Origin of the sequence: Comamonas sp. 17RB (assembly GCF_030056555.1) — a bacterium.
GTDB lineage: Bacteria > Pseudomonadota > Gammaproteobacteria > Burkholderiales > Burkholderiaceae_C > Comamonas > Comamonas terrigena.
The window spans coordinates 33,169-59,179 of record NZ_JASHHY010000002.1 but is presented as its reverse complement, the minus strand read 5'-3'; the positions used below and the strand labels follow the sequence as shown (position 1 = coordinate 59,179).

At 66.5% G+C, this 26,011-nt stretch carries 22 protein-coding genes; 18 read left to right on the top strand and 4 right to left on the bottom strand.

The genetic code is table 11. The features are described 5' to 3' along the window. Positions 1-65: 65 nt before the first annotated feature. A complete protein-coding gene (mltB, locus tag QM470_RS03590; protein ID WP_283338239.1) occupies positions 66-1,193 on the bottom strand; it encodes a lytic murein transglycosylase B in 1,128 nt (375 codons plus the stop codon). Between the two features lie 476 nt (positions 1,194-1,669). Here mltB and QM470_RS03585 point away from each other — a divergent pair, with 476 nt between their 5' ends. The 13 genes from QM470_RS03585 to QM470_RS03525 all read left to right on the top strand — a co-directional run bounded on the left by QM470_RS03585 (position 1,670) and on the right by QM470_RS03525 (position 17,464). Further along, positions 1,670-2,623: a histone deacetylase family protein gene (locus tag QM470_RS03585; RefSeq protein ID WP_280014318.1), complete on the top strand. Its 954-nt coding sequence runs from the start codon at positions 1,670-1,672 to the stop codon at positions 2,621-2,623. Between the two features lie 48 nt (positions 2,624-2,671). Further along, positions 2,672-3,463, top strand: a complete 792-nt coding sequence (locus QM470_RS03580; protein ID WP_283338561.1) for an enoyl-CoA hydratase — start codon at positions 2,672-2,674, stop codon at positions 3,461-3,463. Between the two features lie 331 nt (positions 3,464-3,794). Then, positions 3,795-4,544, top strand: coding sequence for an electron transfer flavoprotein subunit beta/FixA family protein (locus tag QM470_RS03575; protein ID WP_283338238.1), 750 nt, complete (start codon positions 3,795-3,797; stop codon positions 4,542-4,544). 27 nt (positions 4,545-4,571) lie between these two features. Next, positions 4,572-5,504, top strand: a complete 933-nt coding sequence (locus QM470_RS03570; protein WP_283338237.1) for an electron transfer flavoprotein subunit alpha/FixB family protein — start codon at positions 4,572-4,574, stop codon at positions 5,502-5,504. Between the two features lie 189 nt (positions 5,505-5,693). Then, positions 5,694-7,484, top strand: coding sequence for an acyl-CoA dehydrogenase (locus QM470_RS03565; protein WP_283338236.1), 1,791 nt, complete (start codon positions 5,694-5,696; stop codon positions 7,482-7,484). A gap of 94 nt (positions 7,485-7,578) precedes the next feature. Further along, the gene (locus QM470_RS03560; RefSeq protein ID WP_280000374.1) at positions 7,579-8,541 is read left to right on the top strand and encodes an NAD(P)H-dependent flavin oxidoreductase; all 963 of its coding nucleotides are present in this window, start codon (positions 7,579-7,581) and stop codon (positions 8,539-8,541) included. Between the two features lie 205 nt (positions 8,542-8,746). Beyond that, positions 8,747-9,421 carry a hypothetical protein gene (locus QM470_RS03555; protein ID WP_098066227.1) on the top strand — a complete coding sequence of 225 codons (675 nt, stop codon included), beginning with the start codon at positions 8,747-8,749 and terminating at the stop codon, positions 9,419-9,421. Positions 9,422-9,770: 349 nt separating this feature from the next. Next, on the top strand, positions 9,771-11,558 hold the full coding sequence (gene cydD / locus QM470_RS03550; protein WP_283338234.1) for a thiol reductant ABC exporter subunit CydD: 1,788 nt from the start codon (positions 9,771-9,773) through the stop codon (positions 11,556-11,558). Further along, positions 11,555-13,291: a thiol reductant ABC exporter subunit CydC gene (gene cydC / locus QM470_RS03545; RefSeq protein ID WP_283338233.1), complete on the top strand. Its 1,737-nt coding sequence runs from the start codon at positions 11,555-11,557 to the stop codon at positions 13,289-13,291. Before cydD ends, cydC begins: the two co-directional genes overlap by 4 nt. Positions 13,292-13,309: 18 nt before the next feature. Then, entirely contained in the window at positions 13,310-14,896 is a 1,587-nt protein-coding gene (locus QM470_RS03540) for a cytochrome ubiquinol oxidase subunit I (protein ID WP_272970936.1), read from the top strand. 23 nt (positions 14,897-14,919) lie between these two features. Then, entirely contained in the window at positions 14,920-16,071 is a 1,152-nt protein-coding gene (cydB, locus tag QM470_RS03535; RefSeq protein WP_283338232.1) for a cytochrome d ubiquinol oxidase subunit II, read from the top strand. 20 nt (positions 16,072-16,091) lie between these two features. Further along, the gene (gene cydX, locus QM470_RS03530; RefSeq protein ID WP_066534155.1) at positions 16,092-16,229 is read left to right on the top strand and encodes a cytochrome bd-I oxidase subunit CydX; all 138 of its coding nucleotides are present in this window, start codon (positions 16,092-16,094) and stop codon (positions 16,227-16,229) included. A gap of 329 nt (positions 16,230-16,558) precedes the next feature. After that, positions 16,559-17,464, top strand: coding sequence for a DUF3014 domain-containing protein (locus QM470_RS03525; protein WP_283338231.1), 906 nt, complete (start codon positions 16,559-16,561; stop codon positions 17,462-17,464). 155 nt (positions 17,465-17,619) lie between these two features. Here QM470_RS03525 and QM470_RS03520 read toward each other — a convergent pair whose 3' ends face one another. Both QM470_RS03520 and rnk read right to left on the bottom strand, forming a co-directional pair. Then, complete coding sequence (locus tag QM470_RS03520; RefSeq protein ID WP_066534154.1) at positions 17,620-18,216, bottom strand: GbsR/MarR family transcriptional regulator; 597 nt, start codon at positions 18,214-18,216, stop codon at positions 17,620-17,622. Between the two features lie 128 nt (positions 18,217-18,344). Beyond that, positions 18,345-18,755: a nucleoside diphosphate kinase regulator gene (gene rnk / locus QM470_RS03515; RefSeq protein ID WP_283338230.1), complete on the bottom strand. Its 411-nt coding sequence runs from the start codon at positions 18,753-18,755 to the stop codon at positions 18,345-18,347. A gap of 373 nt (positions 18,756-19,128) precedes the next feature. On the opposite strand from rnk, the gene QM470_RS03510 reads away from it, so the two are divergent. Continuing rightward, positions 19,129-20,295: a PA0069 family radical SAM protein gene (locus QM470_RS03510; protein WP_283338229.1), complete on the top strand. Its 1,167-nt coding sequence runs from the start codon at positions 19,129-19,131 to the stop codon at positions 20,293-20,295. Between the two features lie 440 nt (positions 20,296-20,735). Further along, positions 20,736-22,346, top strand: a complete 1,611-nt coding sequence (locus tag QM470_RS03505; protein ID WP_283338228.1) for a phosphoethanolamine transferase — start codon at positions 20,736-20,738, stop codon at positions 22,344-22,346. Positions 22,347-22,377: 31 nt separating this feature from the next. Here the strand turns inward: QM470_RS03505 and QM470_RS03500 are convergent, their stop codons facing one another. Beyond that, positions 22,378-23,229, bottom strand: a complete 852-nt coding sequence (locus tag QM470_RS03500) for a LysR substrate-binding domain-containing protein (protein WP_283338227.1) — start codon at positions 23,227-23,229, stop codon at positions 22,378-22,380. Between the two features lie 172 nt (positions 23,230-23,401). Here QM470_RS03500 and phnD point away from each other — a divergent pair, with 172 nt between their 5' ends. The 3 genes from phnD to phnE are packed head-to-tail and all read left to right on the top strand — an operon-like array spanning position 23,402 to position 25,952. After that, positions 23,402-24,283, top strand: a complete 882-nt coding sequence (gene phnD / locus QM470_RS03495; RefSeq protein WP_283338226.1) for a phosphonate ABC transporter substrate-binding protein — start codon at positions 23,402-23,404, stop codon at positions 24,281-24,283. After that, positions 24,280-25,113 carry a phosphonate ABC transporter ATP-binding protein gene (phnC, locus tag QM470_RS03490; protein WP_283338225.1) on the top strand — a complete coding sequence of 278 codons (834 nt, stop codon included), beginning with the start codon at positions 24,280-24,282 and terminating at the stop codon, positions 25,111-25,113. The genes phnD and phnC overlap by 4 nt, the downstream gene beginning before the upstream one ends. Beyond that, positions 25,113-25,952, top strand: coding sequence for a phosphonate ABC transporter, permease protein PhnE (gene phnE, locus QM470_RS03485; RefSeq protein ID WP_283338224.1), 840 nt, complete (start codon positions 25,113-25,115; stop codon positions 25,950-25,952). The genes phnC and phnE overlap by 1 nt, the downstream gene beginning before the upstream one ends. Positions 25,953-26,011: the final 59 nt, after the last annotated feature.

The following is a 26,011-nucleotide window of genomic DNA, read 5'->3' as shown; positions in this document are numbered from 1 at the left end:
CGCACAAAAAAGGCCCGCATCTGCGGGCCTTTTGCATGGTGCACTCATGGTGCGCTGTGCAGTGCCTACGGTGCGCTTGCCGCAGCGGCGCGGGGCGCCTGCGGGGCAGAGTCCAGGCTGGCTTCCTGCACGGCGGCGGCCACTTCCTGGCCCAGGTCGTGCACGGCCATGGCGTAGTAGCTGGACATGTTGTAGCGGGTGATGGCGTAGAAGTTCTGCGTGCCGATCACGTAGGTGGGCGCGTCCTCGCCATTGAGCAGTTCCACCAGGGCCAGCGGCCCCTGGTGGCGCATGCCGCCATCCAGCGGAATGGCCCCCAGCTGCAGCATCTGGTCGGCGGTGAAGCTGGGCTTGATGTCCGGGGCCAGCAGCGTGGCCATATCGGTACCGTTGGGGTTGAAGGCCACGCCGTACTGCACGGCCATGCCGGGTTGCCAGCCGTGGCCGCGGAAGTAGTTGGCCACGGAGCCAATGGCGTCCACGGTGCTGTTGTACAGGTCGACCTTGCCGTCGCCATCAAAGTCCACACCAAAGCGGGCCAGGCTGCTGGGCATGAACTGGCCCAGACCCATGGCTCCGGCAAAGCTGCCCAGCGTCTGGGTGGGGTCCTGGCGGGCGCTCCAGGCGGTGGTCAGGAACTGCGCCAGCTCGCCCTGGAAATAGGCCACGCGCTCGGCCAGGCGCGGGTGGTTGGCGGGGTAGTCGAACGCCAGCGTGGCCAGGGCGTCGAGCACGCGGAAGTTGCCCATGTTGCGGCCGTAGATGGTCTCCACGCCGATGATGCCAACAATGATTTCCGGGGGCACGCCATAGGTTTGCTCGGCGCGTTCCAGCGCGGCGGCGTTCTCCTGCCAGAAGCGCTTGCCGGCCTGCACGCGCACCGGGTCGATGAAGCGGCTGCGGTACACCGCCCAGCTGCGGGCCGTGGTCTTCTTCGGGCCGGTGCTGGGCGTCATCAGGCGGCGGACCTGCTCCAGCTTCTGTGCCTGGCCCAGTTGCTGGCGCAGCCAGGCGGCATCGATGCCTTGCTGCTGGGCCAGGGTATCGGCCCAGCGCAGCGCTTCGGCACGCTGGCCGTAGCTGTTGTCCACAGCGGTCGCAGCGCGGGCTTTGGAGTTTTTGGGGCTTTGCGCGTAGCTGGGGAGGGCGCAAGCAGCAATGCAGACAAGAGCAACGGGAAGCAGTCGGGTCATGAAATCTCGGTGAGGGGGACGGCCCGGCGGCCAGGGCAGGAAGCGGAACTCCCACCGCAGCGCACGCAGGCTGGCTGTGCCGGGGTGGCGCAGGCATTGCGGGCATGTTCCATGCATTCCCGCCAGGCCTGCAGCGCTGCGGCACCGAGCCCCCATTGTGCGATGGTCCGCAGTGCTCCCACGCAAGTCCATGTGCCGGGCAGTGGGTATTTTTTGTGGAGGGCCGCAACGGCCCGTTGGGTGGTGCGCAAAGCGTGCCGTGCACGCCGCTGCCGTCCGCTGCAGCAGTCCGTGGCGCACAGCGCTTCGCTGCCAAGCTGACCGCCCGCCAACAGGCCAGCAACGCAGTCGTGTACTCGCTGCGGGCGGCCCGCAATGACCGTGTTAAGCTGGTCCACAAGGTCCTGCGCAGCGCCTGTGCGTGCTGCATCCATCGGGGGCCATGGCTGAAAAAAACAAAAACGGGGACAAGGAAAATGGGCAGAACAGGCTATTTTTCCCACAAGGATTGCTGGAAGCATGAGATGGGCCCGGGGCATCCGGAATGCCCGGAACGACTGGACGCCATCGAGGACCGCCTGCTGATCACCGGGGTGTTCGACGGGCTGGAGCGCGTGGAAGCGCCGCTGGCTTCGCTGGCCGATGTGGAGCTGGCCCATGACCGCATGCATGTGGCGGCCCTGCGCGGCCTGACGGACCGGCTCAAGGAAGAGGTGCAGGCCGGCGGCCCCGCGTACTCGCCGCTGGACACCGACACCTCCATCAATGTCCACACCTGGGATGCGGCACTGCGCTCCGCCGGGGCGGCCGTGGCCGCCACCGATGCGGTGATCGACGGCAGCCTGGAAAACGCGTTCTGCGCCACCCGCCCGCCCGGCCACCACGCCGAGCGCGCCAAGTCCATGGGCTTTTGCTTTTTCAACAACGTGGCGATTGCGGCACTGCACGCCCTGCAGCGCCGCCACCTCAAGCGCGTGGCCATCGTGGACTTCGATGTGCACCATGGCAACGGTACGGAAAACATCCTGGCCGGCGACGACCGGGTGCTGATGGTCAGCTTCTTCCAGCATCCGTTCTACCCGTTCAGCGGTGACAAGGAGCCGGCCTCCAACATGCTGAACCTGCCGGTGCCGGCCTATACCAAGGGCATGGATATCCGCGAGCTGGTGGAGATGATGTGGATTCCCCGCCTGGAAGCCTTCAAGCCCGAAATGATCTTCATCAGCGCCGGCTTCGATGCCCACCGTGAAGACGATATGGGCCAGCTGGCGCTGAACGAGCAGGACTTCGCCTGGATCACCGAGCGCATCAAGGATGTGGCGCGGCGCTTCTCCAAGGGCCGCATGGTGTCCTGCCTGGAAGGCGGCTATGTGATGAGCGCCCTGTCACGCAGCGTGGAAGCCCATGTCCGCGTGCTGGCAGATATCTGATTTCGTCTGGGCAAAGACACAGACACAGCAACGGGAGCATCGGCCATGATGGATTTGCAGAACGTGGACCAACTGGTGCAGGTGCAGCGCAGCCCGCAGGGCGTGGTGCGCATCACCTTGAACGATCCCCAGCGTTTCAACGCGCTGGGTGCCGAGATGCTGGTGGCGCTGCAGCAGGCACTGGATGCCGTGGCCGCCGATGCCTCGGCCCGGGTGGTGGTGCTGGCCGCGCAGGGCAAGGCCTTCTGTGCCGGCCACAACCTGAAGGACATGGCGGCCAACCCGCAGCTGGGCTATTACCAGCAGCTGTTTGCCCAGTGCAGCAAGATGATGGTGAGCATCGCCCGCCTGCCGGTGCCGGTGATCGCGCGGGTGCATGGCATGGCCACGGCGGCCGGTTGCCAGCTGGTGGCGCAGTGCGACCTGGCGGTGGCCAGCAGCGCGGCCAGCTTTGCCACCAGCGGCATCAACTACGGACTGTTCTGCGCCACCCCCAGCGTGCCGCTGGTGCGCAACCTGCCCATCAAGCAGGCCATGGAAATGCTGCTGACCGGGGACTTCATCGATGCGGACACCGCGTTCGCCCGCGGGCTGGTGAACCGGGTGGCCGCCCCCGACGCGCTGGATGCCGCCGTGGAGGCGCTGGTGCAGTCCATTCTGGCCAAGCCCGCGGCGGCCGTGCGCATGGGCAAGGCCCTGGTCTACCAGCAGCGGGAACTGGGGCTGGAAGCGGCCTACCAGCTGGCAGGGCAGACCATGGCGGCCAACATGATGGATGCCGACGCCCAGGAAGGTGCACAGGCCTTCGCGCAAAAGCGCAAGCCGCACTGGCAGGGCTGAGGTGGCTGTCCGTCCTCCTGTGACGAGGCGCTGCGCAGGCGCCCCGGATGCCGGGCCTGCCATGTCGCCATCCTGTGCCGGTCCGTGCAGGCCAGGGCGGGCTGCCGACGAGGGCTGCGGGCAAGGGTTGCCAGATAGGTGGTAACCCGAGGTTGGGCCGATTTCCATGCACACCGCCGCCGTTGTTCGCATAAAATAGAACGATCGTTCTTTTTTGTGCCGGCAAGGACCGTGTGAATTGTCAGGAATTCCGCCGCTGCTGCTGCAGCGCCGCATAAAATGAGTCGGTTTACGTAAACGTCAATCTTCCAAGAAATCAAGGAGCCGCAGCATGAAGGTATTGGTCCCAGTCAAGCGGGTGGTGGACTACAACGTGAAGGTCCGCGTGAAGTCGGACGGCACGGGCGTGGACATCGCCAACGTCAAGATGAGCATGAACCCGTTTGACGAGATTGCGGTGGAAGAAGCCGTGCGCCTGAAGGAAAAAGGCGTGGTCACGGAAGTGATCGCGGTCTCGTGCGGCGTGGCCCAGTGCCAGGAGACGCTGCGCACGGCCATGGCCATCGGTGCCGATCGCGGCATCCTGGTGGAGACCGATGCCGAGCTGCAGCCGCTGGCGATCGCCAAGCTGCTCAAGGCCCTGGTGGACAAGGAACAACCCGGCCTGGTGATCCTGGGTAAGCAGGCCATTGACGGCGACAACAACCAGACCGGCCAGATGCTGGCGGCCCTGGCCGACCTGCCCCAGGCGACCTTCGCCTCCAAGGTCGAAGTGGCTGGCGACAAGGTCAACGTCACGCGTGAAGTGGACGGCGGCCTGGAAACCGTGGCCCTGTCCACCCCGGCCATCATCACCACCGATCTGCGCCTGAACGAGCCGCGCTACGTGACGCTGCCCAACATCATGAAGGCCAAGAAAAAGCAGCTGGACACCGTCAAGCCCGAAGAGCTGGGCGTGGACGTGGCGCCCCGCATCAAGACGCTGAAGGTGGCCGAGCCTGCCAAGCGCGGTGCCGGCGTGAAGGTGCCGGACGTGGCCGCCCTGGTGGACAAGCTCAAGAACGAAGCCAAGGTCATCTAAGACAGGCAGCACAAGGAGATCATAGAAATGACCGCACTCGTTATTGCAGAACACGACAACGCTTCGATCAAGGGCGCAACGCTGAACACCGTGACGGCCGCCAAGGCCTGCGGCGGCGATGTGCACGTGCTGGTGGCCGGTGACAACGCTGGCGCCGCCGCTGCTGCCGCGGCCCAGATTGCCGGCGTGTCCAAGGTGATCCACGCCGACGGCGCCAGCCTGAAGGACAACCTGGCAGAAAACCTGGCTGCCCAGGTGCTGGCGATTGCCGGCAACTACAGCCACATCCTGTTCCCGGCCACGGCCTCGGGCAAGAACGTGGCCCCCCGTGTGGCCGCCAAGCTGGACGTGGGCCAGATCAGTGACATCACCAAGGTGGACAGCGCCGACACGTTCGAGCGTCCCATCTACGCCGGCAACGCCGTGGCCACCGTGCAGTCGGCTGACGCCGTGAAGGTGATCACCGTGCGCGGCACCGGCTTTGATGCAGCGGCTGCCACCGGCGGCGCTGCAGCCGTGGAAACCGTGGCCGCCGTGGCGGACTCGGGCAAGAGCAGCTTCGTGGGCCGTGAAGTGACCAAGAACGACCGTCCCGAACTGACGGCCGCCAAGATCATCGTCTCCGGTGGTCGTGCCCTGGGCTCGGCCGAGAAATTCAACGAAGTGATGACTCCGCTGGCAGACAAGCTGGGTGCGGCCATCGGCGCTTCGCGCGCTGCCGTGGACGCGGGCTACGCCCCCAATGACTTGCAGGTGGGTCAGACCGGCAAGATCGTGGCGCCGCAGCTGTACATTGCAGCCGGCATCTCGGGCGCGATCCAGCACTTGGCAGGCATGAAGGACTCCAAGGTGATCGTGGCGATCAACAAGGACCCGGAAGCCCCGATCTTCTCGGTGGCCGACTACGGTCTCGAGGCCGACCTGTTCCAGGCCGTGCCAGAACTGGTGAAGGCGCTCTAAGCCACCACCACAGGAAAGAGGGGCTGCGTGCCCCTCTTTTTCCGTCTGCCATCAGCACAGGATGCATGGGCATGCCACCGCCGCGTGGTGCCATGCCCATGGACCCTGGCGCCACAGCGGCTGCACAGCGCAGCCAGCGCGCACGCGCCGAACCCATCCCTCAATCAAACCCAAAGAGAAGGTGACAAGATGAGTTACACAGCCCCCGTCAAAGACATGCTGTTTGCCATGGAACATCTGGCTGGCATCGAGCACGTGGCGCAGATCCCCGGCTTTGAAGATGCCGGTCTGGAGACCGCACAGGCCGTGCTGGAAGAGTGCGCCAAGCTGTGCGAAGGCGTGGTGGCTCCGCTGAACGTGCCGGGCGATGTGAACCCCTCTGCGTGGAAGGACGGCAAGGTCACCACCACCCCTGGTTTTGCCGATGCCTTCAAGCAGTACGCCGAAGGCGGCTGGCAGGGCCTGCAGCACCCCACGGACTTCGGCGGCCAGGGCCTGCCCAAGACCATTGGCGCGGCCTGCATCGAAATGCTCAACAGCGCCAACCTGAGTTTTGCGCTGTGTCCGCTGCTGACCGATGGCGCCATCGAAGCGCTGCTGACCGCAGGCAGCGATGCCCTCAAGGCCACCTACCTGGAAAAGCTGATCTCCGGCCAGTGGACCGGCACCATGAACCTGACCGAGCCCCAGGCCGGCTCCGATCTGGCCCTGGTGCGCACCAAGGCCGATCCCCAGCCCGATGGCACCTACAAGGTGTTCGGCACCAAGATCTTCATCACCTACGGTGAGCACGACATGGCCGAGAACATCGTCCATCTGGTGCTGGCCCGTGTGGCTGGTGCGCCCGAAGGCGTGAAGGGCATCAGCCTGTTCGTGGTGCCCAAGTTCCTGGTCAATGCCGACGGTTCGCTGGGCGCGCGCAACGACGCGCACTGCGTGTCCATCGAGCACAAGATGGGCATCAAGGCCTCGCCCACGGCCGTGCTGCAGTTCGGCGACCACGGCGGCGCCATCGGCTACCTGGTGGGCGAGGAAAACCGCGGTCTGGAATACATGTTCATCATGATGAACGCCGCGCGCTACGCCGTCGGCATGCAGGGCATTGCCGTGGCCGAACGCTCCTACCAGCACGCCGTGGCCTACGCCAAGGACCGCGTGCAAAGCCGTCCCGTGGACGGTTCGGTCAAGGCCAGCGCCACCATCATCCACCACCCGGACGTGCGCCGCATGCTGATGACCATGCGCGCCTACACCGAAGGCTGCCGCGCCATGGCCTCGGCGGCGGCGGCGGCCTATGACGCTGCCCACCACCACCCGGATGCCGAAGTGCGCCAGGCCAACGCCACCTTCTATGAATTCATGGTGCCGCTGGTCAAGGGCTACAGCACGGAGATGAGCCTGGAAGTGACCAGCCTGGGCGTGCAGGTGCATGGCGGCATGGGCTTCATCGAAGAAACCGGTGCCGCGCAGTACTACCGTGACGCCAAGATCCTGACCATCTACGAAGGCACGACCGCCATCCAGGCCAACGACCTGGTGGGCCGCAAGACCGCACGCGACGGCGGCACCTCGGCCAAGGCCATTGCCGACCAGATCGCCAAGACCGAAGCCGCGCTGCGCGCCAGCGGCACGGCCGATGCCCTGGCCCTGGCCCAGCGCCTGCAGACCGCGCGCGAAGCCTATGTGCAGGTGGTGGAATTCGTGGCCGGCCAGACCAAGGCCAGCCCCAACGCCGTGTTCGCCGGCAGCGTGCCCTACCTGATGCTGACCGGCAACCTGGTGGCCGGCTGGCAGATGGGCCGTGCGCTGCTGGTGGCCCAGGACAAGGCCGCCCAGGGCGAGGATGTGCAGTTCATGCAGGCCAAGGTGGCCACGGCGCGCTTCTATGGCGACCACATCCTGACCAAGGTGCCCGGCCAGGCCGAGTCTGTGCTGCACGGCGCCGATGCCGTGATGGCGCTGCCGCACGAAGCTTTCTAAACCGAAGCTATCAAAAAAGTGAGCTGGAGTCGCTTGTGTGGCAGGCACTCCAGCCTTTTTTTGTCATATTAGAACTTTTAGTGGAGACATCGTCATGTCCAAGATTCCTGCGGCGCTGCAAAAACTGGCGCTGCCCGTCATCGGATCGCCGCTGTTCATCATCAGCAACCCCAAGCTGGTGATTGAGCAGTGCAAGGCCGGCATCGTCGGCTCCATGCCGGCCCTCAACGCGCGCCCTGCGGAACAGCTGGAAGACTGGCTGGCGGAAATCACCGAAACCCTGGCTGCCTGGGACAAGGCCCATCCCGAACAGCCCTCGGCCCCGTTCGCCATCAACCAGATCGTGCACAAGAGCAATGACCGCCTGGAGCACGACATGCAGGTCTGCGCCAAGTACAAGGTGCCCATCGTCATCACCAGCCTGGGCGCACGCGAGGACGTGAACCAGGCCGTGCACGGCTGGGGCGGTGTGGTGCTGCACGACATCATCAATAACAAGTTCGCCCGCAAGGCCATCGAAAAAGGCGCTGACGGCCTGATCGCCGTGGCAGCCGGTGCCGGCGGCCATGCCGGGGTGAAAAGCCCGTTTGCCCTGATCCAGGAAATCCGCCAGTGGTTCGACGGCCCGGTGGCGCTGTCCGGCTCCATCGCCACGGGCGACGCCGTGCTGGCCGCCCAGGCCATGGGTGCAGACTTTGCCTACATGGGCTCGGCCTTCATCGCGACCGAGGAAGCCCGCGCCGCCGACGAGTACAAGCAGGCCATCGTGGCCGGCAACTCGGACGACGTGGTCTACAGCAACCTGTTCACCGGCGTGCACGGCAACTACCTGGCCCCGTCCATCCGCGCGGCCGGCCTGGACCCCGACAACCTGCCGGTGTCCGACCCCAGCGCCATGAACTTCGGCTCGGGCCGTACCAAGGCCTGGAAAGACATCTGGGGCTGCGGCCAGGGCATTGGCGCCATCGAGCAGGTGGTGCCCACGGCCGAACTGGTGGCGCGCCTCAAGCGCGAATACGCCGCCGCCCGCCAGCGCCTGCAACTGGCCGCAGCCTGAGTCGGCGTTCCAGTGCACCAGTCCGGTGCGAGACTGGACGCATTGCCGGCGATTGTTACAATTTCACTGCCCCGGTAGGCCCAGGTCTGCCGTGCGCAGCCGCCAAGCCCCTGTGTGCCATTGCCCTCTGCCAAGAGGGTGGTGTACCGCAGGGGTTTGTCTTTTTTTGCGCGCTCCGTGGAGCGCGGTTTCTTGTTTTTTCTCTATGCAATTGAAATCCCTCGGCGCCGTGGCGCTGGCATCGCTGGCGTTGGCCACTTCCGTACAGGCCGCTGAACCCACGCCCCAGGCCGTGACCGACATGTTCCTGAAGTCCATTGTGCACATCGATGCCAAGTCCATGGAAGCCCTCAACGCCTACCTGCGCCCGGCGCGGACCTTTCCCGGTCAAGGCGATTTCATCAATGTGAAGGAAATGCTGGAAGTCGACCGCGACTACGCCAAGGAAATGGCGGCGACTTTCCTGGAAAACGTGAAGCTGAGCGACGCCGACAAGAAGGCCCTGGAGCCGGCCGCCGTGCAGCTGTTCGCCAACGTGCGCGATTCGCAAAAGCGCATCACCTGCACCATGGGCCAGCCCCAGAAGGTCACCGAAGGCGTGCATGCCGAGATGCTGGCCGTCAACGTGCCGTTCAAGTGCCTGGCGCCCAACCCGCCGGAAAAGGTCGTGGCCTTCCTGCAGCGCGCAGGCGGTGCCAAGTGGGACCTGGCCCAGTACCGTGAAAACGTGCAGACCCTGGCCAAGGGTTTCGAAGCCGCGCCGCTGACCCAGGTCTGGGAAGCCGAGTTCCCGCTGGCCACCGAGAAGAAGAAAAAGCCGCTGGTGTGGCAGAACAACTTCCCGCGTGAAACCATCGACGTCACGCCGCTGCAGTACTGATCTGCGCCCCGGCGAACCTGCATCCCTGCCGGTGGCTCCGCCACCGGTGCGGTGCAGACCGCCATCGTGACCCTGGACCCCGGTGGGGCGGCGGTGTGCCACCGCCCGTCCCCCGTCGGTGCCAGCGGCACCCGCATACAAGCGCCCCTCGGGGCGCTTTTTCTTTGCCTGCGTGCAGCGCTGGGTGACAGCCACATGAAGCCGGCGTTAACCCTGTTGCTGTCCGGGTGAATTGATGGAAATCAACGCCGCAGTGTTTCACTCGACTACCTGAGCCAGCGTGGAAGTTGTTTTGCAGAAACCCTAGCATCTGCACAAATTTCAGTAAATACTGAAAATTCAGAAACACATGAAATCGACTGACTTCGATCAAACGGCAGGCGCACCGGCAGGCACCCCCCAGGGGGCACGCCTGCGTGCCGACCGCGGCACTGCGTGGTCGGTGCTGGCGTCGCTGCTGTGGCTGCCCCAGGCGGCATTGCTGGCAGCTGCCGTGCAGTGGATTGCCGAAGGGCGGGCCGCCGAAGTCTGGCGCCTGGCACTGGGCCTGCTGGTGCTGGGGGTGGCCAGGGCGGTCTGCGACGGCCGTGGCATGCGGCTGAGCTTTGATGCTGCCCGTACCCAGCTGCAGGCGCTGCGCGCCCAGGTGGTGCAGCAGCTGGCCAGCAGCTCGCCGCTGGACACGCAGCGCGCGCCTTCGGGGCAGGCCGCCAGTGCGGTGGCCGAACAGGCCGAAGCCATCGTGCCCTGGCTGTCACGCTACCAGACGGCCATGTGGCGCACGACCGTGGTGCCGCTGGTGCTGCTGCTGGCCGTGGCCTGGCAGTCCTGGGTGGCGGCCCTGATCCTGCTGGTGGCCGCGCCGCTGATCCCCTTGTTCATGGCCATCGTGGGCTGGCGTGCACAGGCCGCCAGCGAGGCGCACATGGTGCAGCTGGGCCAGATGAATGCCTTTTTGCTGGACCGCCTGCGGGGCCTGACCACCTTGCGTGCGCTGGGCGCGGTGGATGCCACCGCACAGCGCCTGCGGGCCCATGCCGAATCGCTGCGCCAGCGCACCATCCGCGTGCTGCGCATCGCCTTTCTGTCCTCTGCCGTGCTGGAGCTGTTTTCCGCGCTGGGCGTGGCCATGGTGGCCGTGTATGTGGGCTTTCACCTGCTGGGCTATCTGGAGTTCGGCACCTGGCACGGCCGGTTGAGCCTGGGCGAAGCCCTGTTTGTGCTGCTGCTGGCCCCGGCTTTCTTTGATCCGCTGCGCGAACTCTCCGCCGTCTGGCACGACCGCGCCGCCGGTACCGCCGCGCTGCAGACCTTGCAGCACATGGCCCGTGGTGCCCAGCCGCTGCCGGGTGCGCTGGCGGAGGTCGCTTCCACGGCGGAAGCTGCCCCGGCCCGCGTGACCCTGCAGGCGCTGCAACTGCCCGGGTCGGTGGCCGCCATGCCGCTGGTGCCGGTGGATGTGGACATCCAGCCGGGTGAGCATGTGGCCCTGTGGGGTGCCAGCGGCAGCGGCAAATCGCTGCTGCTGGCCCAGATCGCCGGCCTGTTGCCCATAGACCAAGGGCAGGTGCTGGTCGATGGCGTGCCCATGGCCGATGCCACGGCACCGGCGCTGCGCCGCCGCATGGCCTGGATGGGCCAGCACCCGCATGTGTTCGCCGGTTCGGTGGCGCGCAATATCAGCCTGGACCGCCCCGATGTGGCAGGCGCAGACATTGCCCCGGCCTTGCAGCAGGCCGGCCTGGGCACGGTGCTGCAGGCACGGCCCAGCAGCAGCCTGGGCGAAGGCGGGCAAGGCCTGTCGGGCGGCGAAGCCGTGCGCCTGGCACTGGCGCGCCTGGCGGTGGCCGCCCCCCATGCCGGCGTGCTGCTGGTGGATGAGCCCACGGCCCACCTCGATCCCGCTACCGCCGCACAGGTCACGCAGGCGTTGCTGCAGCTGGCCCAGGGCCGCACCCTGGTGGTGGCCACCCACGATCCGCTGCTGGCCGCCCGCATGGACCGGGTGGTGCAGCTGCAAACACAAACGCAAACCCCAACCCCAACCCCAACCCCAACCCCAACCCCAACCCCAACCCCAACCCCGGAACAAGGCCCGGCGCCCGCATCCGTGCAGGCACAGGAGGGCGCGGCATGAAGCGCACGCGTCCCTCCCTGGGCGCCATGCTGGCAGCGCTGGCTGCCATGGCACCGCGCCGCCTGTGGCTGGGCGGCATGGCACTGGCCTGCCTGACCGTGCTGATGGGCATGGCCCTGCTGGGCCTGTCCGGCTGGTTCATTGCCGCCACGGGGCTGGCCGGGCTGGTGCCGGCCACGGCCCTGGTGTTTGATGTGTTCATGCCCAGCGCCGGCATCCGACTGCTGGCCCTGGGGCGCACTGCCGCCCGCTATGGCGAGCGCCTGGTCACCCACGATGCCACGCTGGCCGTTCTTGCCGCGCTGCGCGAACGCCTGTTCCGCAGCTGGGCGCCCGCCGGTGCCGCCTCGCAGCTGCGCCTGCGCCCGGCACGCTGGTTGCAGCGCCTGACCGGCGATGTGGATGCGCTGGACAGCCTGTACCTGCGCCTGGCCGTGCCTCTGGTGTCCGCCTGTGGTGCAGCGCTGCTGGCGGCCGTGGTGCTGGGCGCCATGCACTGGCAGCTGGGCCTGCTGCTGGGGCTGTGGCTGCTGCTGGTCGGCACCGCCATTGCCGTGGTGCTGGCGCGGCGCGCCCGCCGGCCTGCATTGCGCCGCGCGGCAGCGCTGGAACGGCTGCGCTCCCAGGCCGTGGACCTGGTGGCCGGGCAGACCGATCTGCTGATGGCGGGGCGCCTGCCGGCACAGTGCGCGCGCCTGGCGGCGACCGAGGCCTGTGTGGCCCGGGCGGACCGCCAGCTCAACCGGCTGGAGGCGCATGCCACCGCCGCCTATGGCGTGGTCAGCACCTTGACGCTGGTGGGCGTGCTGCTGGCCGTGGGCTGGCTGGCCGAGCAGGGCGTGATCGGTGCCCCGGGGGCTGCACTGGCCTTGCTGGTGGCCCTGGCCGCGATGGAGCCGTTTGCGGCACTGCGCCGCGGTGCCGTGGAAGCAGGGCGCACCTGGCTGTCCATCCAACGGCTGGCACCCCAGGTGGTGCAGGCACCGGTGGCCGATACCGCCGTGCACCTGCCGCCGCCCGGTGTGGCGGCCGTGCTGGAGCAGGTCAGCGCCCGGCACCAGGGCAGTCCGCGCTGGGCCTTGGAAGCGGTGAGCCTGCAGATCCCGGCCGGCACCCAGGTGGCGGTGGTGGGTGCCAGCGGCGCCGGCAAAAGCACGCTGCTGTCCGTGATTGCGGGCGAGCTGCCCGCCACGCAAGGCCATGTGGCCGCGCAGCCTGCTACCTGGCTGACCCAGCGCACCGAGCTGTTCCAGGACAGCCTGCGGGACAACCTGCTGCTGGCCTGTCCCGGTGCCAGCGACGAACGGCTGTGGCAGGCGCTGGAAGACGCGGGCCTGGCCAGCGATGTGCGCGCCATGCCCCAGGGGCTGGAGAGCCGGCTGGGTGAGGGCGGTCTGGGCCTGTCCGGCGGGCAGGCGCGCCGCCTGGCGCTGGCGCGGCTGCTGCTGCACCCGGCACCGTGCTGGCTGCTGGACGAGCCCTCCGAAGGACTGGATGCCGCCACCGCGCGGGATGTGCTGGCCTGCCTGCAGCGGCAGATGAAAGGGCACACCGTGATTGTGGCTACTCACTTGCGTCGAGAGGCAGAAAGCGCCGATCGTCTGCTCTGGGTGGAAGGCGGTCGCTTGCTGGGCGACGCCCGGCGCGGCACAGCGGATTTTGACAAGCTGCTGGCACGGCTGCGCGATGACGCCGCCACCCCGGCAGCGCATGCAACGGCCAAGGGTTTTTAAGAGAGAAAGGAATTCCCCATGGACCTCGACATCGTCGACTTATCGCGGCTGCAGTTCGCGATAACGGCGCTCTACCACTTTCTGTTCGTGCCGCTGACACTGGGCCTGTCGATTCTCATCGCCATCATGGAGACGGTGTTTGTGATGACCGGCCGCACCATCTGGCGCGACATGACCAAGTTCTGGGGCGTGCTGTTCGGCATCAACTTCGCCATGGGCGTGGCCACGGGCGTGGTGATGGAGTTCCAGTTCGGCATGAACTGGAGCTACTACAGCCACTACGTGGGCGACATCTTCGGTGCCCCGCTGGCCATTGAAGGGCTGATGGCCTTCTTCCTGGAAGCCACCTTCGTGGGCCTGTTCTTCTTCGGCTGGGACCGGCTGAGCAAGGTCAAGCACCTGATCGTGACCTGCCTGATGGCCATTGGCACCAATTTCTCGGCGCTGTGGATCCTGGTGGCCAACGGCTGGATGCAGAACCCCGTGGGCGCCGCCTTCAACCCGCAGACCATGCGCATGGAAGTGACCGACTTCTTTGCGGTGCTGACCAACCCGGTGGCACAGGCCAAGTTCGTGCACACGGTCTCGGCCGGCTATGTGATGGCCTCGCTGTTTGTGCTGGGCGTGTCGGCCTGGTACGTGCTCAAGGGCCGCCATCTGCACCTGGCTAAGCGCTCGATGACGGTGGCCGCCTCGTTCGGTCTGGCCGCCTCGCTGTCGGTGGTGGTGCTGGGTGACGAGTCCGGCTACCTGTCGTCAGAACACCAGAAGATGAAGCTGGCCTCGATCGAAGCCATGTGGGAGACCGAGCCCGCACCGGCGGCGTTCACCGCCATCGGCTTCCCGGACCGCGAAGCGCGCGAAACCCATTTCGCCGTCCACATCCCCTGGGTGATGGGCCTGATCGGCACGCGCTCGCTCAACACCGAGATCCCGGGCATCAACCAGCTGGTGAGCAACGCCGAAGGCTATATCCGAAGCGGTATCGACGCCTATGACGCGCTGCAGACCATCCGCAGCGCCAAGTCGGACGCCGAAGTCCCCGCCGAGGCGCGTGCGCGCTTCGAGGAAAAAGGTGTCTACCTGGGCTACGCCCTGCTGCTCAAGCGCTATGTGGACGACCCGCGCCAGGCCACCGCCGAGCAGATCCAGAAGGCGGCGACCGACACCATTCCCCCGGTGGGCCCGCTGTTCTGGAGCTTCCGCGTCATGGTGGCCCTGGGCATGTTCTTCATCGTGCTGACCGGCACCTTCTTCTGGCTGTCCGTGCGCCACCGGCTGGACGCCTACCCCTGGCTGCTCAAAGTGGCCGTGCTGTCCATCCCGCTGCCGTGGATTGCGGCCGAGTGCGGCTGGGTCGTGGCCGAGCTGGGCCGCCAGCCCTGGATCATCGAAGGCGTGCTGCCCACGGCCATGGCCGTCTCCCACCTCGGCGCCGGCACGCTGCTGCTGACGATTGCAGGCTTTGTGCTGATCTACACCGTGCTGCTGGTGATCGAACTCAAACTCATGGTGCGCGCCATCCAGAAGGGGCCGGAGCATGAGAGCGAGCCGCACCTGAGCTTCTACGAACCCATGATCCAAAAGCTGGCCCGCGCCCGCTGAGTGCAAGCAAGGAGTACACACAAATGATCTTGCATGAACTGATTTCGTATGACGTGCTGCGCGTCATCTGGTGGCTGCTGCTGGGCGTGCTGCTGGTGGGCTTTGCCGTGACCGACGGGTTCGACCTGGGCAGCATGGGGCTGCTGCGCGCCACGGCCAAAACCGATGTGGAACGCCGCACCGCCATCAATGCGGTCGGCCCCGTGTGGGAAGGCAACCAGGTGTGGCTGATTCTGGGCGGCGGTGCCATTTTTGCCGCCTGGCCGCAGCTGTATGCGGTGTCCTTCTCGGGCTTTTACCTGGCCATGTTCGCGGTGCTGGTGCCGCTGATCCTGCGCCCCGTGGCCTTCAAGTTCCGCAGCAAGCGCGAGAGCGCTGCCTGGCGCAACGGCTGGGACTGGGTGCTGTGCATCACCGGCCTGGTGCCCGCGCTGCTGTTCGGCGTGGCCGTGGGCAATGTGATCCTGGGCGTGCCTTTCCGCCTGGGGGATGACATGCGCATCTACTACGACGGCAGCTTCTTCGGCCTGCTGACACCGTTCGCGCTGCTGTGCGGCCTGGTGTCGCTGTCCATGCTGCTGATGCACGGTGCATCCTGGCTGGTGTTCAAGACCGAAGGCGAAGTCGCCCGGCGCGCTGCCAAATACGGCGTGCTGTTTGCGCTGCTGACCACCGTGCTGTTTGCCGCCGCCGGCGTGTGGCTGGGCAGCATCAACGGCTATGTCATCACCAGCGAGATCAGCCACATCGGCCCCTCCAACCCGATGAACAAGACCGCCGCCGCAGCCGCTGGCGCCTGGATGCACAACTTCCAGTCCTATCCCGCGCTGTGGGTGGTGCCCGGCATCGGTCTGGTCATGCCGCTGATTGTGGCCCTGGGCCTGCGCAGCCGCCGCGAATGGCTGAGCCTGCTGGGCAGCGGCCTGGCGATTGCCGGCATCATCCTGACCGTGGGCGCTGCCATGTTCCCCATGATCCTGCCGTCCACCGTTGACCCCCGCTTCAGCCTGACGGTGTGGGATTCCTCCTCCAGCCATGTGGTGCTGTTCATCATGCTGGTGTGCGTGCTGATCTTCCTGCCCTTGATCCTGGCCTACACCAGCTGGGTGTATGCGGTGCTGCGCGGCAAGGTCGATATCGCCGCCATCGCCACCGGCAAAGGCCACTCTTACTAAACGGTAGAAAGGAATTCGATATGTGGTATTTCGCGTGGATTCTGGGCCTGCCACTGGCCGCCGCTTTTGCTGTGCTCAATGCCATGTGGTACGAGCTGATGGATGACGAGGCCACCCGCCGCCGCATCCTGGAGCGCACCAGCAAGCTGCCCGAATAAGGGCCGCGGGCACGGCGCCTTCCGTCTCCGCATGGCAGCGGAGTCGCAGAGATTTTGCAAAGCCACGGTGACCGAAGGTGCTGTCAGCCGCTTTAGGCTCTTCAGATTCGGCCGCCCATTCGGGTGCCCAGGCAAGGCCTGGTGCTGTGATGGCACCAGGCCTTGTGTTTTTTTGGGTGGCGCACGGCAGCGGAGGCGGCCCCGTTTTGTACCGCCGTTGACATCTGGTCATGCAACAAAGCGTGTGCATGCGGTGCACAGCCACCGATTGCTGCTAGGGTAGTCCGGTCAAGATTCCCATCTCTATCGCACAGCAAGGAGGAGCCGTGATGGAAGCGCGCAGCGAACCGATTTCCCGCCAACACCACCGCAAGCAGGGCCTGGGCACCACCGGCCGATGGGCGCTGGTGGCCGTGGTGTTGCTGGGAGCGGGCTATGCCGGTTGGCACTACTGGGGCAGGGCGCCGGCCGCCCTGGAGACACCGCCTGTCGCAGCGCCCGCCCCCGCGGCCACGGCGCCTGCCGTTGCGGAACCCGCCCCGGCAGCGCCTGCGGCGGACCCGGCCGCTGATACCTCCCATCCGCTGGAACCTGCAGCCGACGCCCAGGGCCGCCCGCCGCTGGCCGGTGGCGATGGTGACGGCCTGGCCCAGGCCGTCACGGAATGGCTGGGGCGTGAACGCACGCTGCGCTTTGTCGCCACCGACGGGCTGGCCCGCCGCATTGCGGCCACGGTCGACAACCTGGCGCGCAGCCAGGCGGCCTCCCGGCTGTGGCCGCTGCATCCGGTGGGCGGGCGCATGGCCGTCACGCAGACCGACGACGGCCGCATGGAGATCGCGCCCGCCAACGCCGCGCGCTACGAAGCCGTGGTGCGCTTTGTTGTGGGCCTGGATGTGGAGCAGGCCGGCGTCCTCTACCGCCGTGTCTACCCGGTGTTGCAGCAGGCCTATGAAGAGCTGGGCTATCCCGGCCAGCGCTTCAACGACCGTCTGGTCGCGGTGATCGACCACCTGTTGCAGACCCCCGAACCTCCCGGGCCGCTGGCGCTGAAACTGGTACAGGTGCAAGGCCAGCTGGCGCCCCAGCAGCCCTGGCTGCGCTACGAATTTGCCGATGCGGATCTGCAGTCCCTGTCGGCAGGGCAGAAGATCCTGCTGCGCATGGGCGTGGAACACACCCAGCGCATCAAGGCCCAGTTGCGGGCACTTCGGGCGCAGATCACCCGGCGCTGAGCAACGGGTCCGCGCCCCGCGGAACGCACGGGTGCTGCCCTCCGCGCTTCAAGGGCTGCTCACGCAAAAATGGCCTGCAGTTGCAGGCCATTTTTTTGGTCGGTGCGTGGGCTGACAGCGCAAGCACCCGGCAAGCGCCGTGCCCCTGCAGACACTCAATCCTGCGGGTCCTTGCCGCCCTTGGGGTCCTTGGGCTTGGCACGGCCGGTGAGCTTGTCCTTGATTTCCAGCACCCGCGTCACGGCGGCACCCATGCCCATCAGCTGCATGGCGGTTTCGGGCTGCAGGCGCTGCACATCGTCGAACCAGGTCATCAGCTTTTCGATCAGCTCGTACATCTCCTGCATGCGCTTTTGCGCATGGCGTTCGTCGTCGGACTGGGCCTCTTCCAGCAGGGCCGAACGCAGCATGGACTGCGTGGGCTCGATCTCGCGGCGGCGGCGCTCCTCGGCCAGGCGGCGGAAGATGTCCCACACATCCTGCGGTGCTTCAAAGTATTCGCGGCGGTCACCGGGTTGGTGGCGCAGGTTCACCAGGCGCCACGACTGCAGCTCCTTCAGGCCCATGCTGACGTTGGAGCGCGAAAACTCCAGCGTCTCCGCAATCTCTTCCGCATTCAGCGCGCGCGGCGACAGAAACAGCAGCGCGTAGATCTGACCCACCGTGCGGTTGATGCCCCAGCGGCTGCCCATCTCGCCAAAGTGGGAGACGAACTGGCGGTTCAGGGAAGGAAGGGGTTGAAGCTGACTCATAAAGGAATTGTGCCTGTGAATTTAAGAATTTCAGCACTTCCTGAAATTGTCCGCAATGCAGGCTGGGCCGGGGGCGGCCGCGCCGAACGGTCGACCGCATTGGGGCCACCGGCCCGGCGCGGGCGGGCTCAGCGGTGCAGCTCGCCCGCGTTCTCGGGCTGGAAGTCGATGCCGTCCACCCGCACCGTCACCTTCTGGCCCGTGGGGCTGGGCATCTGGAACTCGTCGCCCACGCTCAGGCCCAGCAGGGCAATGCCCACCGGGGCGAACACCGACACCTTGTCCGCGCTGCCATCCATGTCCTTGGGGTAGACCAGGGTCAGGGTGTTGGTTTTGCCGCTTTCCAGCAGGGTGAAGCGCACGGTGGAATTCATGGTCACCACGGTGGCGGGCATCTGGGCCGGCTCCAGCACATCGGCACGGTCGAGTTCGGCTTCCAGCACGGCGCGGCCCGGAAACTCGCCCGGCATCTTCTCCAGCAGGGCTTCGATGCGCTCCAGGTCCAAGGTCGACAGAGTGATGGTGGGCTTGCGCTCCATGGCGGTGCTCCTTGCGGGATGGGGTGAAAGTCGGTCCGCCAGGCTCAAAAAACAAAAGCCCACACGGACAAAAGCCCGGGCAACGGGGTTGTCCGGGCCAAGGCAATGAAAAGCACCAATTTGGTGCGCTGTCCGTATTGTGGCGCTTTGTCGCGCGGTTGCCAAGCCATCTCGCACGCCGCCAGTGCGAATTGCCTGCGGCTTGCAGCTTCCAAAAAAGGAGCTGGCAGTCCGTGCCGGTATTACAACGAAGCGCTGCGGGCCGCCACAACCGCCCCAGGCCTGGCGGGGCTGCGGCGCAGCAAACCCTTGTCCGCAGCAAGGGTCTGGCGCCCGCATTGCGTGCAGTACTGTATTTATATACAGTTCATCCATGCCTTCCCATCCCGACCCGCATTCCGACCTGCCCGCCCAGCCCGTGCAGCTGCACAAGGGCCGGGGTGCGGCCAGCTGGATCGCCCACCGCTTTGCACGCGATGCCCGGGAAGCGTTCGACGATGGCTGGGCCGATCCGGCGGTGACTGTGGCCAATGCGGCCGGCGCAGAAGGGGACGACGGCGAAGCGGTAGCCGCCTTGCGCACGCAGCTGGAATGGGAACAGTGCAAATCCGCCCTCAGCCGGCACGACTCCCCCGACCTGCCGTTTCACCTGGGCCTGAATCCCTACCGGGGCTGCGAGCACGGTTGTATCTACTGCTACGCCCGGCCCACGCACAGCTATCTGGGCTACTCGCCAGGGCTGGACTTTGAAACCCGGCTCGTCGCCAAAGCCAACCTGCCCGAGGTGTTGCGGGCCGAGTTGTCCCGTCCCCGCCATGTGGCCGCGCCGGTCATGCTGGGCTCGGTCACCGACTGCTACCAGCCCATCGAGCGCGATGTGGGCCTGACCCGCCGCACTATCGAAGTGCTGGCCGCCGCACGCCACCCGTTTTCCATCGTCACCAAGGGCAGCGGCATCGAACGCGACCTGGACCTGCTGGTGCCGCTGGCCCGGCAGAACCTGGTGGCGGTCTATGTCACCCTGACCACGCTGCAGCCCGATCTGGCACGCAGGCTGGAACCCCGCGCCGCCGCACCGCACCGGCGCCTGCGCACGGTGCGCGCCCTGGCGGAAGCCGGCGTGCCCGTGGGGGTGAGCCTGGCGCCGCAGATCCCGTTTCTGAACGACGACCTGGAACAGGTGCTGGCCGCCGCACAGGCCGCCGGTGCCCGCCAGGCCTTCTACGCCGTGCTGCGCCTGCCGTGGGAGCTGGCGCCGCTGTTCGAGGAATGGCTGCGCCTGCACTACCCGGACCGCGCCCAGCGCGTGCTGGAACGGGTGCGCGATCTGCATGGCATCAGCGAGGAAGGCCGTGCCGAAGGCAAGGTCTACCAGAGCCAGTTCGGCCAGCGCATGAAAGGCACCGGTGCCTGGGCCGACATGCTGGCCCAGCGCTTTGCCCTGGCCTGCCGCAAGCTGGGCCTGAACCGCGAACGTGTGCAGCTGGACTGCAGCCAGTACCACCCCAGCCTGCTGGGGGGCCAGCAAAGCCTGTTTTGAGTGCGGATGACCGTACAAAAAGCAGGTGAAACCTCTGCACGGCGGCGCTCGCCGCTAGGATGCCAGCCGGTGTATTCGCACAGCGAACAAAACAGACAAACAAACATAGCAAAGCGCGTGAATCCCGTGGGGACGCCGGCCCCAGCACAGGCATCCCTGCCAGACGGTGGGCGCCACACCCTCAACGCTCCCCACGCAACGCCTGCCTCCTGCCCGCGCACGCTGTCGCGGTGCCGATAACGGTACCGATAGCGGTTCTGCAGCGGTGCACGGCAGGACCTTCCAAGTACTTCCAAGCAGCTCAAAGTAGCTGCAAGCAGTCCCCCGCTGAGATGGCCGATCTATCCCCTGACGCTGTATCCCGCCCCGCACCCCACGGCCCATCCCATGCCGCACCTGGTCCCGCCCCCCGCGCTGGATGGCGTGCGAGCTGGCTGGTCGTGGCCGCACTGGGGGCGCCCGGCCTGTGCTTCATCGTGCTGGGCTATGAGGGGCGGCGCGTCGCGCAATTGCTGACCTTGCTGCTGCCCCTGCTGCTGTGGCTGCGCATGCCCCTGCGCACCCCCGTGGCCATCATGGTCCGGCGTTGGCTGGTCACCTTGGGCATCCTCATGTTCGTGCTGGATGGGGCGGCACGCACCTACCTGCTCAGCAGCTACCAGGCCGCACCAGACTCCACGCTGGTGCTCAGTGCCATGGCCAACACCAATCTGCGCGAAAGCCTGGAATACGCCGCCCTGTCCTGGCGCGGCTTGGCGCTGTTCGGTCTGGTACTGGCGGCCGTGGCTGCGTGGGTCGGGCAGGTGTCGGGCCGGCTGGAGCGGGTGCCTGCGCCCGGCCCGGGCCGAAAACGCTCGCTGATGGAATACGCGGTGCTGGTGCTGATCGGCATCCTGCTGCTGCTGTCGGCCGCGGCCTATGCGAACAAGCCGTGGCGCCGCCTGCACCCGGTGCTGTTCTGGCCCCACTGGGTGGAAAGCGCGGAGAAACTGCGCAAGGGCTGGGCCAACCAGGACGCGGTGCGCAATGAGGCGCTGGAACGCGCCCAGGCCGCGGCGCCCGTGGTGCTGCGCGAAGGCCCTTCCACGGTGGTGCTGGTGCTGACGGACAGCATCAACCGCGACAACTTCTCGCTCTACGGCTACGGGCGCAAGACCACGCCCGGCCTGCAGCAGCACCAGCGGCAACTGGGCGCGCAGATGCAGGTGCTGCGCAACGCCTGGTCGGCGGACGCCACCACCCTGCCAGCGGTCGGCAATCTGTTCGCCTTCGGCATGCCTGAAGCCGACGATGCCCAGCACCTGCTGGCCATGGCACGGGTGGCAGGCTACAAGGTCTGGTGGATCAGCAACCACGACGATGTCGCCATCGAACAGCAGCACGCCCGCCATGCCGATGTGCTGCAGATGATCAACCGCGAACCCGGGCGCTCCAGCATGTCGCTGGATGGCGAGATGCTGGACGAATTCCACACTGCCCTGCAGGCGCCGGCGCAGCGCAAGTTCATCGTGGTCCATATGCAGGGCGCGCACCCGCACTACAGCCTGCGCTTTCCCAAAGGACACAACCCCTTTGATGACGCCCACGACGCGGTCGATGCAGCCATGACCCAGCAAGGCCGCCCGGTCTGGGTCCGCGAACTGCGCCAGAACTACGACGCCGCGCTGCTGTACCACGACTCGGTGGTGTCCGAGCTGCTGCGCCTGTCGCGTGAAGCGGCGAAGCCGCAGGCCTATACGGGCTGGATGTACCTGTCCGACCACGGGCAGGAAGTCGGCCATGTGGGCAACCATGTGGGCCACAGCCCCGGCACGGCGGCGGGCTACCGCATACCGGCCATCGTGTGGCAGTCGCACACGGCGGCGCCCATTCCTGCGGACTTTGCCCAGCGGCCTTTCCGCGCGGATTGGGCGGCCTGGACATTGGCGGACCTTCTGGGGGTACAGTGGCATGGCCAGCAGGCGCAGCGCAATGTGCTGCATGCCGATTACCGCTGGCAGGCGCCGCACATGCCTCAGCTGGGCTCCCAGATCACCTCGTTCACCGATTGAAGTGCTGTAGTTTCCGCAGCCGCTCCACGGCTCACACCGCATCCCAGAACGACCGCACCAGCACGCTGTCGCTGCGCTCCTGCATGCAGTACAGATAGGTGGTGGTGCAGGCCGGGGCGCACGCAATGCGGATGGGCTTGAAGCGCGTGTCGGGAATGAACTCCGCCTCCGACACCGCGCCAATGCCCAGGCCGCGCGCCACGGCCTCGCGGATGGCTTCGCGGCTGCCGATTTCCAGGCCCAGCCGGGGCTGCACCCCGGCGGCGCGCAAGGCCTGTTCCATGGCCGCGCGGGTGGTGGAGCCGGGCTCGCGCAGCAGCAGCGGCTGGCCGTGCAGGGCCGTGATGTCCACCTCGTCGTGCCGCGCCAGCGGGTGGTCCACATGGGCAAACAGAATGATGGCGTGGCGCGCATATTCGCGCGCCAGCAGCTCGGGGCGTTCGTACAGGCCGGCCAGCACCGCCACATCGGTGCTGTAGTGCGCAAGGTCGTGCAGCACCTGCTGTGAATTGCCCATGCGGATCGACAGCTGCATGCCGGGGTAGCGCGCCCGGTAGGCCGCCACCATCTCGATCACATGGAAAGGACCCACTGCCCCCAGCTTCAGCTCGCCCTGGTGCAGCTTGCCCGAATCGCGCAGAAAGAACGCGGCCTCCGACTCCAGCGCCAGCAGCCGCTGCGCCAGCGACAGCAGCTTGCTGCCGGCCGTGGTCAGTGCCATGCGGTAGCCCTGGCGGTGGAACAGCTCCACCTGGCTTTGCCGCTCCAGCGCGGCAATCTGGGTGGAGACCGTGGGCTGGCTCACGCCCAGTGCGCGGGCGGCGGCGCTCAGGCTGCCGTGGTGGGCCACGGCCACAAACGTGCGGTAGCGGGCGTTGCTCATGGGGCCGCGCTCCGGCAGAAACAGGGGTGAAGAATCATCTCAAGGTGTGACCTATGGAAACTGTGCAAACCGATTCTGAAACCTTCACATGACAGTCATATGTCGTCCCTAGCATTCCATCCATCGCACGGCATCCCGCAAGTGCGAATGCCGAAATGCAAAGGACTCTCCCATGTTGATGACCCGTAAAGCCTGGCTGCAAGGCGCCACCGCAACCCTGGCCCTGGCCGCCGCAGGCCTGAGCGGCAGCGCCATGGCCCAGCCCACCGAACTGCGTGTGGGCCTGATCCCTTCCGAAGACGCGCTGGCCATGATGCGTGCCAGCCAGCAGGTCATGGACCAACTGGCCGCCAAGACTGGCATGAAGGTCAAGCCCTTTGTGGCCAACGACTACAACGGCGTGATCGAAGCCATGCGCTCGGGCAAGATCGATGTGGCCTATTTCGGCCCGTTCTCCTATGTGCTGGCCAGCCAGATGGCCAACGCCGAAGCCTTTGCCATCCCGGTGACCAAGAAGACCGGCCAAAGCTCGTACCACAGCATCATCATCACCCGCAAGGACAAGGGCCTGACCACCGTGCCCCAGTTGCAGGGCAAGACCTTTGCCTTTGTGGACCCCAGCTCCGCATCCGGTCACCTGTTCCCCAAGGCCGGTCTGAAAGGCGAGGGGGTCGATACCGACAAGTACTTCTCCCGCGTGATCTTCTCGGGCTCGCACGACGCCAGCATCATGGCCGTGGCCAACGGCAAGGTGGATGCAGCGGCCGTGGCCGATCCCATCTTCTCCAACGCCGTCACCAAGGGCCTGGTCAAGGCCGAAGACTTCCAGGTGGTGTGGCGCTCGCAGGCCATCCCCGAATCGCCCATGGCCTGGCGCAAGAGCCTGGACGATGCCACCAAGCAGAAAGTGGCCGCCGCCATGGCCGAAATCAAAGGCCTGCCCTGGGGCGACCGGGGCGAGCTGAACGGCTTCTCGTCCACCAGCGACCAGGCCTATGACGTGGTGCGCACCACCGCCAAGGCCCTGAATCTGGACCTGGGAAAGATGAAATGATCACCATCCGCAACCTGCGCAAAAGCTACGGCAGCAACCATGTGCTGCACGGCATCGACATGGATGTGAAGGCCGGTGAATTCGTGGTCATGCTGGGCCTGTCGGGCGCGGGCAAATCCACGCTGCTGCGCTGCATGAACGGTCTGAACCAGCCCGACAGCGGCACCCTGCAGGTGGGCGGCATCGACCTGATGCAGACCCATTCCCGGCGCGAACTGGCCCGCCATGTGGCCATGGTCTTCCAGCACCACAACCTGGTGCAGCGCCTGTCGGTGCGCAAGAACGTGCTGACCGGGCGCCTGGGCCAGGTGGGCACCTTGGCATCGGTGCTGCAGTTCTTCAAACACAGCGACATCGCGCTGGCAGACCAGTGCCTGGAACGTGTGGGCCTGGCCCACAAGGCGCTGGAACGCACCGAAGCGCTGTCCGGCGGCCAGATGCAGCGCGTGGGCATTGCCCGCGCCCTGGCCCAGCAGCCGCAGGTGATTCTGGCCGACGAACCCGTGGCCAGCCTGGACCCCAAGACCGCACGCCGCGTGCTGCAGTACCTGCGCGACGCCACCCGCGAAATGGGCATCGCCGTGGTCTGCAATCTGCACCAGGTGGATTACGCCAAGGAGTTTGGCGACCGCATCGTCGGCCTGTCCCACGGCCGCATGGTGTTTGACGGCACACCGGCCCAGCTGGACGACGCCGCCCTCAACGCCATCTACAACACCGATGCGCAACCGGCCGATACCGCCGCCAGCGCCAGCCACAGCGTGCATGCGGCTACAGGCCCATGGCATGCCGGCAGCGCGCAGCTGGCCACCAACGCAGGAGCCATCTGATGCACAGCCCGACCTTGAACACACAACGCGACCGCTGGCAGTGGACGGCTGGCCGTCCTGAAACCACCGGCGGCTGGCTGGGCTACGCCGCGCTGGCACTGGCCATAGGCTGGGTGCTGCACTGGAGTGCCGGCGGCGCGCAGATGAGCTGGGGCGAACTGGCCAACGGCATGCCGCAGATCGGTGACTTTCTGGCGCGCTCCGTACCGCCGGACCTGGACATCCTGCCGCGCCTGTGGGCACCGGCGCTGGAGACCATCCAGATTGCGATCTGGGGCACCCTGCTCAGCGTCATCCTGGCGCTGCCGCTGTCCTTTGTGGCCGCCAGCAATCTGCACGGCTGGCACTGGCTGCGCCGCACCACCCGCCAGTTTTTGAACGTGGTGCGCAGCATCAACGAACTGATTCTGGCCCTGGTGTTTGTCTCGGCCGTGGGCCTGGGCCCTTTTCCCGGCGTACTGGCCCTGGCGCTGCACGGCATGGGCATGCTGGCCAAGTTCTTTGCCGAGGCGATTGAAGAGATCGACGACGGCCCGCTGCAAGCTCTGCGCAGCGCCGGTGCCAGCCAGCTGCAGGTGATTGCCTTTGGCGTGGTGCCCCAGGTCATCACGGCCTGGATCGCCGTGGTGCTGTACCGCTTTGAAGTGAACCTGCGTTCGGCCACCGTGTTGGGCATGGTGGGCGCGGGCGGTCTGGGCTTCGAGCTGGTCAGCAGCCTCAAGCTGTTCCGCTACCAGGAAACCGCCACCTGCATCATCGTCATCACGGTGATGGTGATCGCCGCCGACATGGTCTCCAACTGGCTGCGCAACCGCATCCAGCAAGGCCCCCGCCACTGACCTGGTGCCCTGGTGCAGGCTGGCCTAAACGGCCTGCACCGTCAGGGCACACACCGCGC